Genomic DNA, 16,597 nt, shown 5'->3' with positions numbered 1-16,597 from the left:
TTTCAACACTTACTTGTATCAATCCGTTATGGCGTCGCAACTGGCCCAGCAGTTAAAGTCCAGTCGATATTAGCTTCATAGGTGTCTGCATCAGGGACGGCACCAGCCGGAATAACTAGCGCCACATCATCCGCACTAGTTGAGAAGTCTGCTGTTGTTTCACCAATCATGGTCGCATCAGCTTCTAGAACCGTATTTACCGCGCTACTAATTTCAACCGTGCTGCCATCACCGCCTAAGTTCACACCAGTACTGCTGCCAGTATGTGTAAACCCAGGATTACTCAAAGCTACTTTAGCCGTTGTGATTTTATTAGTCGGCGTAATACCCGTAAAATCACCTAACGTAGCTTGTACGTGCCAACCGTTCGCATTAGTTCCTAAACGTTGATCAGAAACAATGATTTTCTTTGAAGTTGTGATTGGATCTGTAACGCTTCCAGCACCACTATCCGCTGTTTGATACCGCATTTCTTTAGAGTTATCAACATTTTGGCTCCCAAAATGGAAGCTTGGTACTTCAGTTATTGTCAGCGGGTCAATTTGTTGTGTAAATTCAACACCTGCTTGACTCGCTCCAGTATCATCTGCAGCCTGTACTTTATTGGTATCAGTAATTGCTACCGCACTTACTGCACCGATCGTACCTAGAGCCAATAAAGTTACGAAACCTAAATTCATTTTTTTCATCATGGTACCTCCTTTAAACGTTTCATTAGCAGCAAGCTCATGCTACTGATCAATAAACCAAAACCAGTGACATAAGCTGTTCGGTCAACTTCATTTAACTGGGGTAGACGTGATTGTATCTGGGCAGAGGGCTGTAAATAATAGCCAGGATTATTTTCGATACTACTATCCGGCACTGACGGGCCAGTAGGTTCTGGAAAATGAATACCGGTAATTTCAATACCCACACGACTCGTCTGTTGGGCTTGAAGCGGGGGGTCCCGAAAGGAAATAAAACTCAATAATAGTGCAAAAATACTGATGATCATACGACCAATCATGGCATCACCTCCTTAAATGCTAATTTGATCTATATGGTAAACGCCGATTTTGGCAGTATTGCTTCCGCTGTTGGACACTGCGCTTAACTAAATAAATCAACAAAACAATTAAAGTTAGCGCACCGCAGCTAAAAATAATTAAATATAAGACTAAATTACGGTCTTGGCGCCAATGTTCATAAGCATCGGTTTGATTAAGTTGTTGGGCTTTAGCTGCAGAAACCACAAAATTTTTAGTAAAGCGCCAATTTTTAGCTTTCGTTTTCACATTCAAATGCAACGTATAAGCACCTGGTTTGAAAGCCGTTTTATTCAGAGAGATCGGCAACGGTAAAATCGTATTGGGCGCAAAATCAACTTTTTGCTGCTGAGTATACAGCGGCTGCTTGCTGCCTTTCGCCGTCACAACCCCTTCAACTCGCGCCCGATATCGAAATAACGGTGCTTGATTATGAATATCAACTTGAATCGCATTAGCCGCATGACGATGCGTCAAATTAATTTTGCCAAGATTAAATTTCTCAGCAGGCGCTGACGCTGCTTGTTGTGAGCGCAACAATGTGGCAATTGTATACGTAAAGCGATGTTTGATTCGATTTGCTTTGATTGGCTGCAATGGCTGATCATTTGACTTGGGATAGATGTGGATGCCACCTGCAAGTACACCAGTAAATGATTGAGATGGTGTTTGCAACAAGAAATCAATTGTTTTCGTTTCTTTTGACCTCAATGTGATGGTTTGTTTCGCGTTCTTGATCAATTGCGGCAATGCATAGGGCAAACTAGGATCTGTATTGCCTGAATTAACGTAGTCTACAATGCCATTAGCATTCGATGTAGCTGTGACAACCTTGGTAGCCAACGTTAATGGTCTTGAACTGGTATTTTGTACTTGAATTTGTAACGGCTGCTGTGTCCGGCTATCCAAGCTTAAATCAAAGTAGCCTTTCTCAGCCTGGGTCCCCAGCGGCTTAACGATGAACGGTGCGCCTGTCGTAGCTGCTTGTGACCTTGATGTATGAACGAAACTAACGATGCAAAAGCCAATTAGCAGACCTAACAGATATTGAAACAAGCGCATATCGATCACCTTCTTTCATTACTTTTCGCTCGCGCTTGGTTCCGGTCCAGCGAATAAATTCCAAGTAATCACGGCTTCGTAAAGTTCATCTTCACGATACCCTTCGGTTGCATTGGTAGGTGAAGGCGGGACAACTAAGCGCATATCTTCATAGTCAAACTCAGCAGTGTGTTCACCCAGTTGCCGAGTCTCTCCAACTAAGATAGTGTTCAAATCATGATTGATTTCCGATTTACTGCTCAACGATATTCTTTCCGTATCGGCCCCATTCACTTGCGTCTTCGGCTCAGATAGACGAATGACTGCCCCTTTGATCGCACTACCCGTGGTGCTGGTAAAGTCTGATAACTGTGCTTGTAAATGCCAGCCTTTCGTTAGCCCTTCACGCACATCATGCACAGAGATTCTTTGCGTTGTCTGCATGTCGGCTCCTGAAGAGATTGCTGCTTTGGTTGTAGCTTTGTTGTAATTGACATCAATTGAGCCAAAATACATATTCGGTACTTCAGTCACTCTAAAAGGGTCAGCCAAAGGTGTAAATGAAACTGAGCCGGAACTAGCCATCGTGCCCATAACGTCACTGGCTGCGACATGTGATTTTGAACCAAAGATGGCACTAATAAACAATAAACCTGCCCCGACCAATAAATAACGTTTAGTCACTATCCCTCACCTCCTTAGCAATCTTGGGTTCGAAAGATTGTGGTGCTTGAACCAACGTAAAGATAACCGTCGTATTATATTTAGCATCGACCTGTTTGCGTTCTCGAGAGAATTTAGCTTTTAATTTATTGGTCACTTGATCCGTCAAGATAACGGAGGTTACATTCGCAGCTGGGTCGGATTGATAAAGGGTCACCGGATCACTGCCAAGCAATAATTCCTGCTGGCCATCGACCAGATAAAGATTATTCTTAAGTTGATGATTAGAATTACTAGCTTTAAAAGGCTCATCTTGCGAAATCTGCAGCGCCCAATTTGGCGAAGCGTCAACATCAATATTCGTCACTTCTAAAGTCCCAGTGGCATGAACCTCATGAAAATCAGGTGTTCGTTCATAAATTGGTATCTCCCCAAAATCAAGGATCGTTGGTACTTGAGCCAAGGTGAGCTGAAGGGGATCATATTGTTTAACAACCACATATGGCGGCTGTTTTATCGTGTCGGGATCATCGTAATTGGCCGTTACGATAATGGTATAGTTTTGCTTATTCGTTTCTGTCGAAAGTGGTGTCTTTAATTTAATATCAAACGCAAAATTGCCATTCACATCTACAGTCTTCGTGAGCACTTCAGCGTTGTTTAAGTCATCAGCAGTAACTAGCTCGCCCCGATTCGTGTCTAAAAAATGAAGGGTCACACGGGCGCCAGGTGTTGCTGTCCCTTTGATTGGTGGGTAATCCGTGACGCCTTCAAATCCGTTTGGAAACTCAATTGATTCGGCTGCAAGTTCTGGCTTAGTGGGCTGCCCAATTTCTAAGTATTGCAAGGCATTCGTAAATGGCACTTTGGGGCCACTTCCTGAATCACCCCTAAAATTGGCATTCATTGCACTTGTGACTACTTTATTGTTCCCATTAAAAATCGCCGAGAAATTAATATATGGATAGCGTGCGGTTTGCACTGGGTTCGTATTCGTTTGAAAATTTACAGAACGTTTGACATTCTCATTCAAGGCTAATTGAACACCCTCGATAATCGGCTGTGTCCCAGCACTGGTCGTATTATCCAAAATAACTTTTGAGCGGCCGATAGTGATAGGGTTACTGCCCGCGCCCTTAATAATTGGTAAATCTTTCATGCTATTGTTACTGATGAGCACTTCCGCTTGGTCCCTGATGTCAAGCGTGCTACCAGAATCATCAAAGGGCAAAATCCGCCTACTTGGCTCATTGATTTGAATCGCGACATTCGCCTGATCACCAAAAGTATAATTGAACTGCTTTGCTGCACTAGCATTGTAGATAGCACCTGCATTGATTGCCATTTTCCCGAGAATATCAAACTTAATTTGATTATTGCTGTAGATAGTGTTGAAAATTGATTTATCACTGTCAATGGTCAATTTAGCCTGCGGTGCCACATCAATTTCAGTGTTAGCGCGAATGTCATTATAGATCACATCCAAACTCTTTAATTCAATTGAAGCTTGTCCTTTACTTTGAATATGATTGCCGAAAGCTCGATCGCCAAAGATAGCTTGATTCGCACTGATCCGGATTTTAGAGGTATCATTATCAGAATCACCGGCGCTGATAATGGCATTTTCAGAATATCCACCAAAAAATTTATCTACTGAAAGATCAATCTTTGAATTACCAGTTGCTTGTATCGGCAATTTTGCAGTGTTCCCATTCACAAAGGTGGTAATATTTTTACCTGTCAGCGTCCCATTGTCACTAATATCCATTGTTGCTAAATTACCATTAGCCGGCATCACATGACCTGAAATATTATTTAACCGCATGGTTCCGCCAGCTCTAGCAGCAAAATCGGCTTTATTTCTAGGATTGTCCCCCCAAATATTTGTAGCGGCATTGACGTTGATCGTACCCCCAGTTTCAGCAACAAAGGTGTTCCCACTCGGCTGATCAAAGACATCATCTTCAATATTCAAATCAAGTGTCGAGCCTTCACCAAAAACGGCAATTTTTGAGTCAACAGTGTATGGATTATCAATTAACGTATTTCGCGTTTCGATAGAAACTTTGGCGCCGTCACCCACTTCGATTCCGACCGTCTTAATATCAGTTGTTCTAGCTCGTAAAAAGTTAAAAGTAGTATCGGCCTTTTTTATCTTGGTTGTGCCTGAGATAAAGACTAAATTGTTTGTTTCCGCAAATTCTTGATGATTAGTAATAAAGTCGTTGTTACCCTCAAAAGTAATCGCAGAGCCATAATAGAAATGGAAAGGCTGTACGCCTGTATAGGTGATATCTTCAATTGCGATAATTGCTTCCTCGCCATCTCGATCTGGCCTAAAGATACCGTAGTAATTATTATTCTCAATGGTTAAATTTTTAAATCGTAGGGTTCGCTGATCCATTGCATCTCGTGTCGCTTTAATTGCTGTACTGGTATTATTACCACTTGTAATACGTAATTTATGGCCGTTCCCATCAATCACTAGTTCTTCATTTCCTTGAGGCGGCACCACATTAATATATCCAGCGCTGGACAATTCAATATCTGCCGTAAATCGGACATTTTGGCCGCTTTCTAGAGCAGTTTTCATTTCGCCTGGGGTATTGACTTCTGTATAAGTGGCTGCACTGTATGCGGGCGCTTTGTACTGGTAAAACCCTAGTAGCAAACTCAAGCCTAGAATGATGCTGATAATAATTATTTTCTTCATTTGCTTCACTTCCTCACATTCATAATTTTCTGTGTATGGGGGACGGACTATTTTTTGTATGAGTTTATTCTAGCGGGTACATTAAAAAAATAATAATCGAGACCTGATGACACAAAAATAGATTGGCGTTAATCACTGGTATAGCAGTAATTAACGCCAATCTATTTTTTGATATTACAATAATAATTTTTGTTATCTAAAAAAATAAAGGTATTTGTATTGACGCCAAAAATATTCAAGCAAACTAAAACCCACTATCTTCCCCAATTTAAGCCCTAAATAGATTAAATAATCTCTATCGAAAATAAAACGCACTTGGTACCGAATGCCCCAATCATAAATAATTAATTTACGCAAACAATAAATAATTATTTATAGGAGGGCCACCATGCGTAAATGGCAAGCAACATTTCTACTCACAACTTCATTAGGTGCATTAAGTCACAGCTTACAGGCAAAACCCAAGCCCATTCAAGCCGCTGAAGCTGCGCAACAATATAGCCACACCCCAATCTTTCGCAAGCGGGCACTGCAGGTAGCTTACCAGCCCAATTTCGATCACGTCCGTGCGCTAATGGTCCATGGTATTAATGATCTACGGGCACAAAATGGCTTACAACCACTCCGTTATAATCAAAATATTACCGATTCCTGGTCACAAACTATTGTGGATCGCAACATGCGTAATGGCAAAGTTGCCCATGAGATTGGTGATCAACGGCAGGCCATGCATCAAATCGGTTACTACTTCTTTGGTGAAAACTTAGCTATGACGCCAATTGATGTTCCCATCAAATCTGGCGACCGCATCTTACCGGCTGTAACATCAGATCAACAATTAGCCATCGCCTTGATCACGCAATATTATGATGATATTGGGGTAGCTGATTTTGGGCATCGCAAAAATTTATTAAACCCTTACTTTGATCAAATTGGGTTAGCTTTAAATTATCGTACGGATGCTGATGGAACTGTTAGAGTTTATAACAGTTTAAATTTTGCTGGTATTGCGACCAACGAAAATAACCAAGCAATCAACGATTACTTGGCTTACAGTACCACGATTGGTTTAGATCAGCGGCGTTTTCCTAGCACTTATACCCCGTTAGATGAACAGACCATCAGCCGTCAAGCAAATTTAATTGGCATCGTCCCCCGAAATCAAAATATTCATCTCTATGACCGTTACGGACAACAAGCCACACATTCTGGCCGTCAATTACCCGGTGGCAGTGCTTGGCGCATCACTGAAACCTGCTATGATGAAACCGGCCAACTATGGTATCAAGTTGGCGCTGATCAATGGGTCAATAGTAATAGCATTCAAGTCCAATGCTGGTAAGAGCGCGAGTGAAGCCGGTTAGCTTCGGATCACTAACACAAATTGTGCAGACGAAGCGCTAACTTCAACAAACAATTAGGGTTAGGTGACGAAGTTGGCTTCACGAGCGCGTTTCAAGCCAGAGCGCGACAAAAGGCGTTTAGCGACTGAGCACTAACAAGAATCACGACAAATGGTGGGCTTTCCATTTAAGTGATTCGTCGTTAGGTAAGGTCGTTGCCTTTTGGAGCGCGTTTCAACCCCACCTATCTTAACTCGCTAACAACTGGTCTAATACGGCTAAAACGCCGCTGTGATTATTATCATATTTTGTCACGTTTAGCCCGAGTTGACGCATCTGCTCAGGTGCGTTTTTCATTACATAGCCCTGCCCAACATGCTGCAGCATCTCTAAATCATTATAATTATCTCCAAAGGCCATGATCTCATCAGAACTAATTTGCCAATGCGCTTGTAATTGGGTGATTCCCCAAGCTTTATTGACCCCTTTAGGAATCACATCAATACTGCCAGATCCGCTTGGTGTCGCGAATAAATCTGTCCCAAATAATTCGTTTAAATATTTGGCCTGCTGAGCCACACTTTTTTGCGGCCAATCAAGATTCACCTTATAAATCGCATCCTGAACTTGTTGTAAATCCGCAACGGGGTGCATATCATGCAAATAATAACGAGTCAAGGGTTCATGGATCGTAGGATCATCAGCGGCCACATAAGTCGCATGCTGGCCGGAGAGTCGTAACCGCGCCTTGGCAAAAATAGCATCACTTTCAACGTGGGCTACCAAGTCACGGACTGTCTCTGTCGGTATTGTCTTTTGTGTAATCACCGTCTGATCATCGACGATATGGGCGCCATTTTCAGCAATAAAAGTCTTTAAGGGTGATTTTTGATCAAAAATACGTTGTAAGTGGCGCAGCTGATTACCACTAGCCACAACAAACCGCACACCCCGCCGCTGCAAAGCTGCTAATTGAGCATTAAAACGATTAACATCATAATCGTGGTGATCATCAAAAAAAGTCCCATCAATATCCGTTACGATCAATTTGATTGTCATAAAAAAACTCCCGTTCTAATTTAGATAGCGCTACCATCATTATCAATGATAAAGTTACTTAAAGCAAGCGACCGTTTATTGCTTCGATTTAGGTGTGATCGAAGATGGCAGACCATCACTCTCAAAAGGAAAAGCTGCCACAAAGGGCAACGGTGTGGTTAAAGTAATCGTGTCTGGTGTCACCTTAGTCCCATGAGCCATGACCCGTACGCCCAAGGCTTGAGCCCGCTTGACTTCCGTTGCCAAAGCAGCATCTATTGCTTGGTTGATCGTCACTAGATGGATGTGCGGCATCTGTACTATAAACAATAAGTAACTGCGATATCCTTGATCTAGGGCGTGCTCTAGGGTCTGCACATGTTTTAGTCCCCGAGTTGTTGGCGCGTCTGGAAACGCCCCTACCTGTTGATTGCCCAATGTTACCCCTTTAACCTCCACAAAAAAAGGCCGATTTTGTTCATCAAAACCCATAAAATCCAAGCGCGATTCAAGGAATTTCACTTCAGGTATGACTTTAGTAATTCGCTTGATGCCAGGCAACTGGATATAGTTCGTGCTTAAGCCTTCATGAACAAGCACATTGGGTGCTAGTGAATCGATATTAATCCAATAGCGATCATACTTTTTGGCTGCCACGAGATCATACTGGGTCTTGCGTTTGGGACTATTTGTATACACCAATGCGGTGGTGACGCCGGGTTGCAGAATGGTCGTCCGACCGGTATTTTTCACATGGGTGGTCACGACTTCACCAGTCTCAACCAACCGGCAATGGGCAATGAATCGATTGGGGCGGTCAATAAAATGTGCAAAATGGATATTTGGATATAGCACGTTATCCTCCTTAAGTCCCTATCGTATGGATAGGTTATCACTTACAATAGAACTATCAATTAAAGTCATTATAGATGAGGTGGCTATGGAAATGAATAAATTTTTTGATTCAATGCGGCATGTAACTTGGCTCAAAAGTATTGCCTATATTATTTTAGGTCTCTTCAGTTTGTTTGAGCCCAAGAGTGCCCTAAATATCTTTATTAATGTTGCGGCATTATTTGTGGCTGTATTTGGGATCATTAATCTAATCAATGGCTTGCGGCATCGCGCGCAAGTTAGTGGGATGAATACTCAATTAACTGTGGGTATCTTGCAATTATTGGCAGCTGGATTAATTCTGATTTTAACAAAACCAATTTTAAGTGCGCTGCCATTCATGCTTGGTATCGGCTTAGGAATTGCCGGTGTGACCCAGATTGGGAATGCGCTAAGTTCTAAACAATATGTGAATGTGGTCCGGTGGCCATGGCTCTTATATGGGGCATTGATTTTGATCATCGGTCTGATCTTACTGTTCAATCCATTCAATACAGTTCTATTGACCTTGCGGATCTTCGGTGCCGCACTAGTCGTTATGGCGATTATGGAGATCGTCCGCGGTCGTAAATTAACTGATTAGCAAAAGTAAAAACATTAAAAATAGAGAAAGCCAGAGACAAAATTAACATTTCATCTCTGACCTTCTCTATTTATTTTACGAACGAATATATTTTAAACGTGTGTCAAAAGACAACGAGCCTACCGAATGACAAATACTTATGCTTTGTTTAACGCGGCAATCAATTCGTCTCGATTTGCACGAATGGTATAAGCTGGCGTTCCATTTTGAAAACGAAAACCTTCTTTTAATGGCCCCGCATCATAAACATCAAAGCCCAGTTCATTAATGATTCGGCTGACCTCTGTCTTAGCTGCGGTATCATCACCAGCGATTGGTAACGTCCGCCGGTCTGGATGACCTTCAGAATGTGAGGTTGTAATTAGATCCCGAGCAAAAATTGAATTAAAAGCCTTTACAACCTTGGACTCAGGTAAATGTTGCTGCAATAGTTCACTGGTAGTGGTTTTGACTTCGTCTAGTGCAGCAATCTGACCATCGCGTTCAGGATAATAATTCATCGTATCAATAATGATTTTGCCTTTGAGCGGTACAACAGGTACTTGTTGATAGTGCTTCAAAGGAATCGTGACAACCACAATATCGCCTTGTTGCGCAGCCGCTTCTACTGTGGCAGCAGTTGCATGAGCACCCAATTCTAACACAGCAGATTTAAGCGTTTCTGGTCCGCGGGAATTACTCAAAATCACATCGTAGTTATGCGTCACAAATAAGCGTGCTAAATTCTTGCCAACATTACCGGCACCAATAAAACCAATTTTCACAAAAATCACCCTTTCCAATAAACTTAAACTCAATTTAAGTGTAAGCGGTTGGTCGGGTGAATTTCAATCATAACGGCTTAAATAAATATTCGGCAATAATTTGATCAACAGCACCATTCTCATGCAGCATACTGTGATATACCGTTAACGGGCTGCCGTGAACCACCACTTCGCGATACGCAGCCACATGCGGGGCAGCGATTTGTTTCAAAGCTAGATCTTGTTTCACTGGAATACCGCCATCACTGCTCAAATGCCAAATGTCACCGGCAATATTTAAAATATACAATTGCTTAGGTAATAAATGACCCGCTGTTTTATTTCCCGGGAAATTAGTGGCAATATTAACAAACTTACTCACTCGTGGCACTTGCTTCGTTTTAGCGGTTGGCGAAGTTAAATAGTCGAAGACAATATTACCGCCACTGGAATGACCGACTAAATTGACCTTTTGCACCTGATATTTTTCTTTTAAAATATAGAGCACTTGTCTCAGTTGCTTTGCTTCCACATGCTCTTGTTTATTATTTTGAAATAGCACTTGAATCAAAGGATTCTTCTGTTTCAAACTCGCTTGTTGATCGATTTGAACTTTGCCTTGCTTGCTGACGTGGATAACCATGGCTTTTGTCCCGATTCCATAATGATCCATACGTCTGATCATACCGCCAAAAGAAATTTTGTTACCCATATACCCAGGAATAAACAACGTTGGGGTTTTCGTATCCTGGACCCGTGTTTGTGTCAGATAATGATGATTCCGCCCCCACCAGGTCCCAACCAAAACGAATAAAACAAGTCCAATTACCCCTAAAGTCCAAAATAATCTACGATGCGATCGCCGTTGCTTCACGTTAGTGCCTCCTGGAATAACCCTCTGAAATACTTGATCAAATTATCTAATAACGCTGACAGAATGAAAGTAGCTAAAATAATAATTGCCCAAGCCCCAAACATGGTGCCCGTGGTATTTGTTTTAAAAAATAAATGCTGGTTGCGCAATTGCTCCATCACAAAAATTAAAAATGGATGACTCAAATACATTGTATAGGAATGTCGAGAAAGTACGTGCCAGAAGCGTTTCATGCCCGGAAAAAGTTTGAACAAATCCGAGCCAATAATATAAAGTAACAAAAAGGCTGCTAAGGAATAAAGTAAGCGTAAATAAGTCGAAACAATCGCTAAGCCTTCGTTGGGTTTTTGCAGCCGTATGAGTAAATCATTTAACATGAGATAGCCAAAGAAACTGGCAATCGTAAGGCTTAGTGCCACCATGAAATGCACAAAATCCTGGTGCCAGATTGTCAATGACGTCTTGATGGCTAGTATAATACCCAAAACAAACATGATACCCCACCAATTGATCGGCAAGAAATACATAAAACTACGCCACGGCACACTTTTTATTTGTGCCATTATCAAATATAAAATTGCTGGCGAAACCAGTAGAAAGATGGTCAGCGGCCACCCTTTACGTCGTTTGATCAGCCGAAAGAAAAAAGGATAAATTAAATATAAATAAATCAATAACACCATAAAATACAAATGAAACCAAGTATTTCCCAGCCACAGATGATTCAAAAAGCGTGTGAACCACCGTTGACTGAAAAATACTTGGTGCTTATAGATCGTATTCACAATCATGTAAAAAAGACTCCAGAAGAAATAAGGTACCAATAACTTGAAAAACGCCTTCTTTAACATATAAGGGTAAGTCGGTCCCCGACGAATATGCTCGTATTTCATGGAATTGGTATAACCAGAAATCACGATGAACATAAAGACCCCACTACTGGCAATCAAATCACCTACATAAGCCACTTGATCGGTATTATAGTTGCTGGCAAAAACGTGAACCGTGATCACAAAAATGGCAGCAATCGCGCGCGTAAAATCTAAGCCATAATCCCACTTGCGTTCCACTGCCCCTCAACTCCAATCTAAGTTCACAATACTCTTTATTATATTGAAGTTATTGAGAAAGTAAAAGTGCAGTATTCAACAGATTGATAACGTCTACTTTATTCGTGTCTCTGGTAATCAATGGGTCAAACGTTTTGATGTTAGCGGCGGTAAAAGTCGCTGGGCCAGTGATGCTAATGACTATGACAGTTATCGGCTAGGCGGGCAATTAAGCGATATTTCTGGTGCCGCTTTGCTAAGCAGTCCCTTCGTTGATGAACAGGTTGTTCTAGGTAACTATGATGGTGAAATGCCTAATGACTACATTGAAGTCAACGGTATTCGCTATGCCCAAGTAGATGGTGGTTTTATCAGTGATGATGACTTAATGAAAAACTTGCAGCCAATTCAGCATGGTGATATTTATAATAAGATCCCAGTACTAGCTTACCACCGTATCGCGCAAAATGAATTTGAAAGAGACAATAGCTTTTGGTCGTATACCCTGAGTGTTGGTAAGTTTAAAGATGATATGGCTTGGCTAGCAGATAATGATTATCATACACTCACCGAAAGTGAAGCTATTGACGTCTTACTAGGCCGAACCACAGCGCCCGACAAATCTGTCTTAGTAACTTTTGATGACTTTTATGGTGGCTGGATTGGTACAGGTGGTTTAGAGGATACCACTGGAATCGATCAAACTGGTGTCAACTGTGTTGATATTATGACAAAATATGGTATTAACGCCATTTTCTTCTTAATCACTGGTAATAATCAGATCAGTGATGAGGAATGGACTATTTTAGGCAACCTAGATCATAATCAATTTGCCTTGGGCGCCCATACAGTCACACATCCTGCAATTAGCCAATTAACAAATGATGAAATATACGACCAAATTTCTGATTCCAAAGCTACGATCGAGTCTCGTACTGGTGCAACAGTTAGAACATTTGCTTATCCCGGTGGTGATCGAAATGATATTGCTCGATTAGCCTTACGTAAAACAGGTTATGAGCTCGCATTTAATTTTGGTTTTCTACACAACGATACACGGCGAACAGTTCCCGATACAGAACTCACAGAAAGCATTACTGATGGTAGTTTAAGTTCATATAATTTAAATAGAAAAGAAGTCAGACCAGATAATGCTTGGACCTTACCTGATGTGCTAACTAATGACCATACTCCCAAAGAATCTTAATTAGCTAAAAGAAGGATCTCTGTTGAAATAATTTCATCAAAGATCCTGCTTTTTATTATTTTAATGTACAAAAATATAAATGTAAATTTCCATTAATTAACTATATATAAGGTACCGGATAAGCAGCACCATCAGCGTACACAACAAACCATTGAAGCGCAGCAACCGCCCCTAACTCATTCCATTCATATCTAACAACAGTCCAATATGGCTGGTCACCCCAATAACCACCACTAGGATTCCAAATTGGCCTATAGGTATTATAAGTACTACTACTGTCATATTTCGGATATTTCGTTACGATATTTAAAATAGCATCTTGTTCATCTTGAGCAGGAACTTGGACTTGGTCCGCTTCGATCCAATTATTTGCACCAGCCCAATAATAGTACCCATCACTACGTTTAGTATAGCCATAAATTTTCCATTGGGATTCTCTTGGTAAGATTCGATCAAAAACTCGGTCTTGATCATTACCTTGATACAAATTGGCGCCCCATTGACCATCAACGGTGGCAACAGAATAATAATCGTTAAACTGGTTTAGCGGTCGAAATGATTCCGCCTGTACTGATTTTGTCGGTAAAAACCGTAACGCAAAGAATGTCACTGCTAAACAGATAAACAATATTTTTTTACAATTCATCATAACGACTACCTCCCTGATATAGCTACAACTATACCACAAAAAAATTCCGTGAAAGCTAGTAGGCCTTCACGGAATTTTTTGACTTAATCGATGCTTGATGGCACCATTTTAACTAAATGAAGCGAATCAATTGCATTAAGATTGGCACCACAATCACGAATAACACGGTACTGGTCGTGACCACATTGGTGGCGTATTCCACATCACCATGGGATTGGCCCACTAGAATTGGTAAAACGGCTAAGCCAGGTGCAGCGGCTTGAATGATCAACGTGCTCGATTCAATATTAGGCATCACTTGCCCATTGGCTTTGAATAGGGCAACAATCGCAATCATAATAGCTGGTGCGATCACAAAGCGGCCGAGTAGTGCCACAACGGTATCTCGATCAAAGTGGATAGATTTTAATCCGGCATCGGCTAATACGATCCCAATATAAATTAAGGATAATGGCGTCACGATACCACCAACCATAGAGAACGTATCATTGATTAGTTTTGGTAATGGCAAACCAATCAATAGCCAAACTAAAGCCACTAAGAAACCCAATAGTGGTGCTGGCAGAAGTTTGCGCCAGTTGAAGTTACCCTTGGAGCTGCCTTTTGTTTTCGTAGGATCATCGGCTGAAATAAAGAATACCCCGATAGCCCAGGTAGATACCGTGTTCGCCACATAGTAAATCAGAAAGTATGGCAAACTAACTTGGCCAAATAATGCCATATTTAACGGTAAGCCGATAAAAATTGTATTGGCATTAACGAACATGTTGATAAACGTGCCTCGGCGGCCAGGCCGAACTTTCAAAACTTTAACTAGTAACCATGAGATCAAATAGCCCATGATAAAACTGATCAGTACATAAATCAGCCCACTGGAAAGGCTGACCAGCTTACTACGCGTCAAATTATTCAAAACTGAAACGAAAATTGATAATGGTAAGGCAATATTCATAATTAAAAATGAAATACTACCTTTAAATTTATCATCAAACTTTTTAGTGCGCCGTAAATAATACCCCAACGCAATGACTAGGACGATTTCAACGACACTAGACACAGATGTTAAAAATGCAGTCATATTACGCTCCCCTAAACTAATAAATTAATATTTTGGTATCCACTTCATCTCATCGATGGCTTTTTCAATATCTGTAACTGGCTCTTGATTCAAGTTGGCATCTAAAGCTGCTTGTCCTGTAGCTATGGCAACCGTCTTAGAGAAAACGTCTAATTTTGACACCGGTGGCAAAACAGCCGCACCAGGTTGCGTTGTATCGACGATGCCACCTAATGAGTGCGCCGCAGCACTGATCATCTCATCAGTCAATAGCTTAGATGTTGCCGCAATCGTTCCAAAAGCTAGCCCGGGGTAAACTAAAGCATTATTTGCCTGACCAATTTCATAAGTCACGCCATTATACTCAACTGGGGCACTTGGAATACCAGTAGCTACTAAGGCACGGCCATCGGACCATTTGATTACATCTTCGGCTTTGGCTTCCATTAATTTTGTTGGATTAGAAATTGGAAAAATGATTGGCCGGTCAGTATGGGCAGCCATCTCTTTGATCACAGCTTCAGTAAACGCACCTGGAACAGTTGAGGTACCAACCATGATTGTTGGTTGGACGGTTTGGATCACTGATAATAGATCCGTCAACTCGTCAGCATTAGCAAATTCAGAGCGTTTTCGGGCAAATGGCTCTTGTTCCGGCGTTAGGTCTGGAGTATCTTCAAATAATAATCCTTGCTTATCAACTAAGTAGAAATGTGATTTTGCTTCAGCTTCAGATAAGCCTTCCACCCGCATTTCATCATAAATCCGCCGTACGATCCCGGCGCCAGCTGTACCAGCACCAAAAGATAAATACTTTTGATCCGTTAATTTTTCACCAGAGATCTTCAATGCACCTAAAATACCAGCCAATACGATGATTCCCGTCCCCTGAATATCATCATTGAAGGTCGTGATCTTATCCTTATATTTGTCTAAAATTTTAGCCGCATTACTACGCCCAAAATCTTCCCAGTGCAAGTAAACCTTCGGGAACTGTGCCTCAGCTTCAGCCACAAATTGATCAATAAAATCATCATATTGTTGTCCGCGAATGCGTTCATGGCGTTCACCCAAGTATAAGGGATCCTCTAACAGAGATTGGCGGTTAGTCCCAGCATCAATCACAACTGGCAATACTTGGCTTGGATCAATACCAGCAGCAGCAGTATAGACCATTAATTTCCCAACAGAAATATCAACGCCTTGCACACCCCAGTCACCGATACCTAAAATACCCTCGGCATCACTCACGACCAGCAAACGAATATCACGACCATCAGACCCATTTTTAAGGGCGGTTGCGATATCTTGCGGTCGGTCAACTGATAAATAAACAGCATCTTGCGGCTGCACGAATAAATGACTGTAATTTTCTATCGTCTCTGCAATCGTTGGATCATAGACGATCGGCATGAATTCCGCCACATGTTGACTGAATAGGTAATAGAATAACGTCCGGTTTTCGTTAAAGATCTGCATTAAGAACAATCTCTTTTCCAGATCATTCACTTTTGTTTGATATTGGGCATAAGTTTGTTCTGCCTGTTCCGCAATCGTTTGAACCCGTGGCGGTACTAAGCCATTCAAACCCAATTCGTCCCGTTCTGCCTGAGTAAAACCTGTCCCTTTATTTAAAAATGGATTATTTAATATTTCACGTGCTTGCATCTAACTACCTCCTATAACCTCTGAACCAACAACTTGAAAAAACAATG

At 41.5% G+C, this 16,597-nt stretch carries 16 protein-coding genes; 3 read left to right on the top strand and 13 right to left on the bottom strand.

Annotated features, from left to right (window positions below; all coding sequences use genetic code 11):
• Positions 1-26 precede the first annotated feature (26 nt).
• From ACNAN0_RS01190 to ACNAN0_RS01170, 5 genes are read right to left on the bottom strand one after another with little or no spacing between them, the layout of a single operon-like run.
• Positions 27-689 (bottom strand): WxL domain-containing protein, encoded by a 663-nt coding sequence (locus tag ACNAN0_RS01190; RefSeq protein ID WP_230913757.1) that lies wholly within the window; start codon positions 687-689, stop codon positions 27-29.
• Entirely contained in the window at positions 689-1,009 is a 321-nt protein-coding gene (locus ACNAN0_RS01185) for a hypothetical protein (protein WP_230913756.1), read from the bottom strand. Before ACNAN0_RS01185 ends, ACNAN0_RS01190 begins: the two co-directional genes overlap by 1 nt.
• Positions 1,010-1,028: 19 nt before the next feature.
• Positions 1,029-2,090 (bottom strand): DUF916 and DUF3324 domain-containing protein, encoded by a 1,062-nt coding sequence (locus tag ACNAN0_RS01180; protein WP_416353619.1) that lies wholly within the window; start codon positions 2,088-2,090, stop codon positions 1,029-1,031.
• Between the two features lie 18 nt (positions 2,091-2,108).
• Positions 2,109-2,753: a WxL domain-containing protein gene (locus ACNAN0_RS01175; protein WP_416353618.1), complete on the bottom strand. Its 645-nt coding sequence runs from the start codon at positions 2,751-2,753 to the stop codon at positions 2,109-2,111.
• The gene (locus ACNAN0_RS01170; RefSeq protein ID WP_416353617.1) at positions 2,746-5,445 is read right to left on the bottom strand and encodes a pectate lyase-like adhesive domain-containing protein; all 2,700 of its coding nucleotides are present in this window, start codon (positions 5,443-5,445) and stop codon (positions 2,746-2,748) included. Before ACNAN0_RS01170 ends, ACNAN0_RS01175 begins: the two co-directional genes overlap by 8 nt.
• A 388-nt stretch (positions 5,446-5,833) precedes the next feature.
• On the opposite strand from ACNAN0_RS01170, the gene ACNAN0_RS01165 reads away from it, so the two are divergent.
• Complete coding sequence (locus ACNAN0_RS01165) at positions 5,834-6,787, top strand: CAP domain-containing protein (RefSeq protein WP_416353616.1); 954 nt, start codon at positions 5,834-5,836, stop codon at positions 6,785-6,787.
• A 250-nt stretch (positions 6,788-7,037) separates the two neighbouring features.
• Here ACNAN0_RS01165 and ACNAN0_RS01160 read toward each other — a convergent pair whose 3' ends face one another.
• Both ACNAN0_RS01160 and sfsA read right to left on the bottom strand, forming a co-directional pair.
• The gene (locus ACNAN0_RS01160; protein ID WP_416353615.1) at positions 7,038-7,847 is read right to left on the bottom strand and encodes a Cof-type HAD-IIB family hydrolase; all 810 of its coding nucleotides are present in this window, start codon (positions 7,845-7,847) and stop codon (positions 7,038-7,040) included.
• Between the two features lie 75 nt (positions 7,848-7,922).
• A complete protein-coding gene (sfsA, locus tag ACNAN0_RS01155; protein WP_416353614.1) occupies positions 7,923-8,681 on the bottom strand; it encodes a DNA/RNA nuclease SfsA in 759 nt (252 codons plus the stop codon).
• A gap of 91 nt (positions 8,682-8,772) precedes the next feature.
• On the opposite strand from sfsA, the gene ACNAN0_RS01150 reads away from it, so the two are divergent.
• Positions 8,773-9,303, top strand: a complete 531-nt coding sequence (locus ACNAN0_RS01150; protein WP_416353613.1) for a DUF308 domain-containing protein — start codon at positions 8,773-8,775, stop codon at positions 9,301-9,303.
• Between the two features lie 137 nt (positions 9,304-9,440).
• Here ACNAN0_RS01150 and ACNAN0_RS01145 read toward each other — a convergent pair whose 3' ends face one another.
• The 3 genes from ACNAN0_RS01145 to ACNAN0_RS01135 form a co-directional block, all read right to left on the bottom strand.
• Positions 9,441-10,067 (bottom strand): NADPH-dependent F420 reductase, encoded by a 627-nt coding sequence (locus tag ACNAN0_RS01145; protein ID WP_416353612.1) that lies wholly within the window; start codon positions 10,065-10,067, stop codon positions 9,441-9,443.
• 67 nt (positions 10,068-10,134) lie between these two features.
• Positions 10,135-10,920 (bottom strand): alpha/beta hydrolase, encoded by a 786-nt coding sequence (locus ACNAN0_RS01140; RefSeq protein WP_416353611.1) that lies wholly within the window; start codon positions 10,918-10,920, stop codon positions 10,135-10,137.
• Positions 10,917-11,990 carry an acyltransferase gene (locus tag ACNAN0_RS01135; RefSeq protein ID WP_230913746.1) on the bottom strand — a complete coding sequence of 358 codons (1,074 nt, stop codon included), beginning with the start codon at positions 11,988-11,990 and terminating at the stop codon, positions 10,917-10,919. Before ACNAN0_RS01135 ends, ACNAN0_RS01140 begins: the two co-directional genes overlap by 4 nt.
• A gap of 232 nt (positions 11,991-12,222) precedes the next feature.
• Here ACNAN0_RS01135 and ACNAN0_RS01130 point away from each other — a divergent pair, with 232 nt between their 5' ends.
• Positions 12,223-13,176 (top strand): polysaccharide deacetylase family protein, encoded by a 954-nt coding sequence (locus ACNAN0_RS01130; protein ID WP_416353610.1) that lies wholly within the window; start codon positions 12,223-12,225, stop codon positions 13,174-13,176.
• A 100-nt stretch (positions 13,177-13,276) separates the two neighbouring features.
• Here ACNAN0_RS01130 and ACNAN0_RS01125 read toward each other — a convergent pair whose 3' ends face one another.
• The 3 genes from ACNAN0_RS01125 to ACNAN0_RS01115 all read right to left on the bottom strand — a co-directional run bounded on the left by ACNAN0_RS01125 (position 13,277) and on the right by ACNAN0_RS01115 (position 16,550).
• A complete protein-coding gene (locus tag ACNAN0_RS01125) occupies positions 13,277-13,825 on the bottom strand; it encodes a hypothetical protein (RefSeq protein ID WP_416353609.1) in 549 nt (182 codons plus the stop codon).
• A gap of 112 nt (positions 13,826-13,937) precedes the next feature.
• Positions 13,938-14,903, bottom strand: a complete 966-nt coding sequence (locus ACNAN0_RS01120) for an AEC family transporter (protein WP_416353608.1) — start codon at positions 14,901-14,903, stop codon at positions 13,938-13,940.
• A 24-nt stretch (positions 14,904-14,927) separates the two neighbouring features.
• Complete coding sequence (locus ACNAN0_RS01115; protein WP_230913742.1) at positions 14,928-16,550, bottom strand: malolactic enzyme; 1,623 nt, start codon at positions 16,548-16,550, stop codon at positions 14,928-14,930.
• Between the last annotated feature and the right edge of the window lie 47 nt (positions 16,551-16,597).

Origin of the sequence: Agrilactobacillus fermenti (genome assembly GCF_047943045.1) — a bacterium.
GTDB lineage: Bacteria > Bacillota > Bacilli > Lactobacillales > Lactobacillaceae > Agrilactobacillus > Agrilactobacillus fermenti.
Note: the sequence above shows the minus strand (reverse complement) of the source record. Positions and strands in the feature narration are given on the sequence as shown.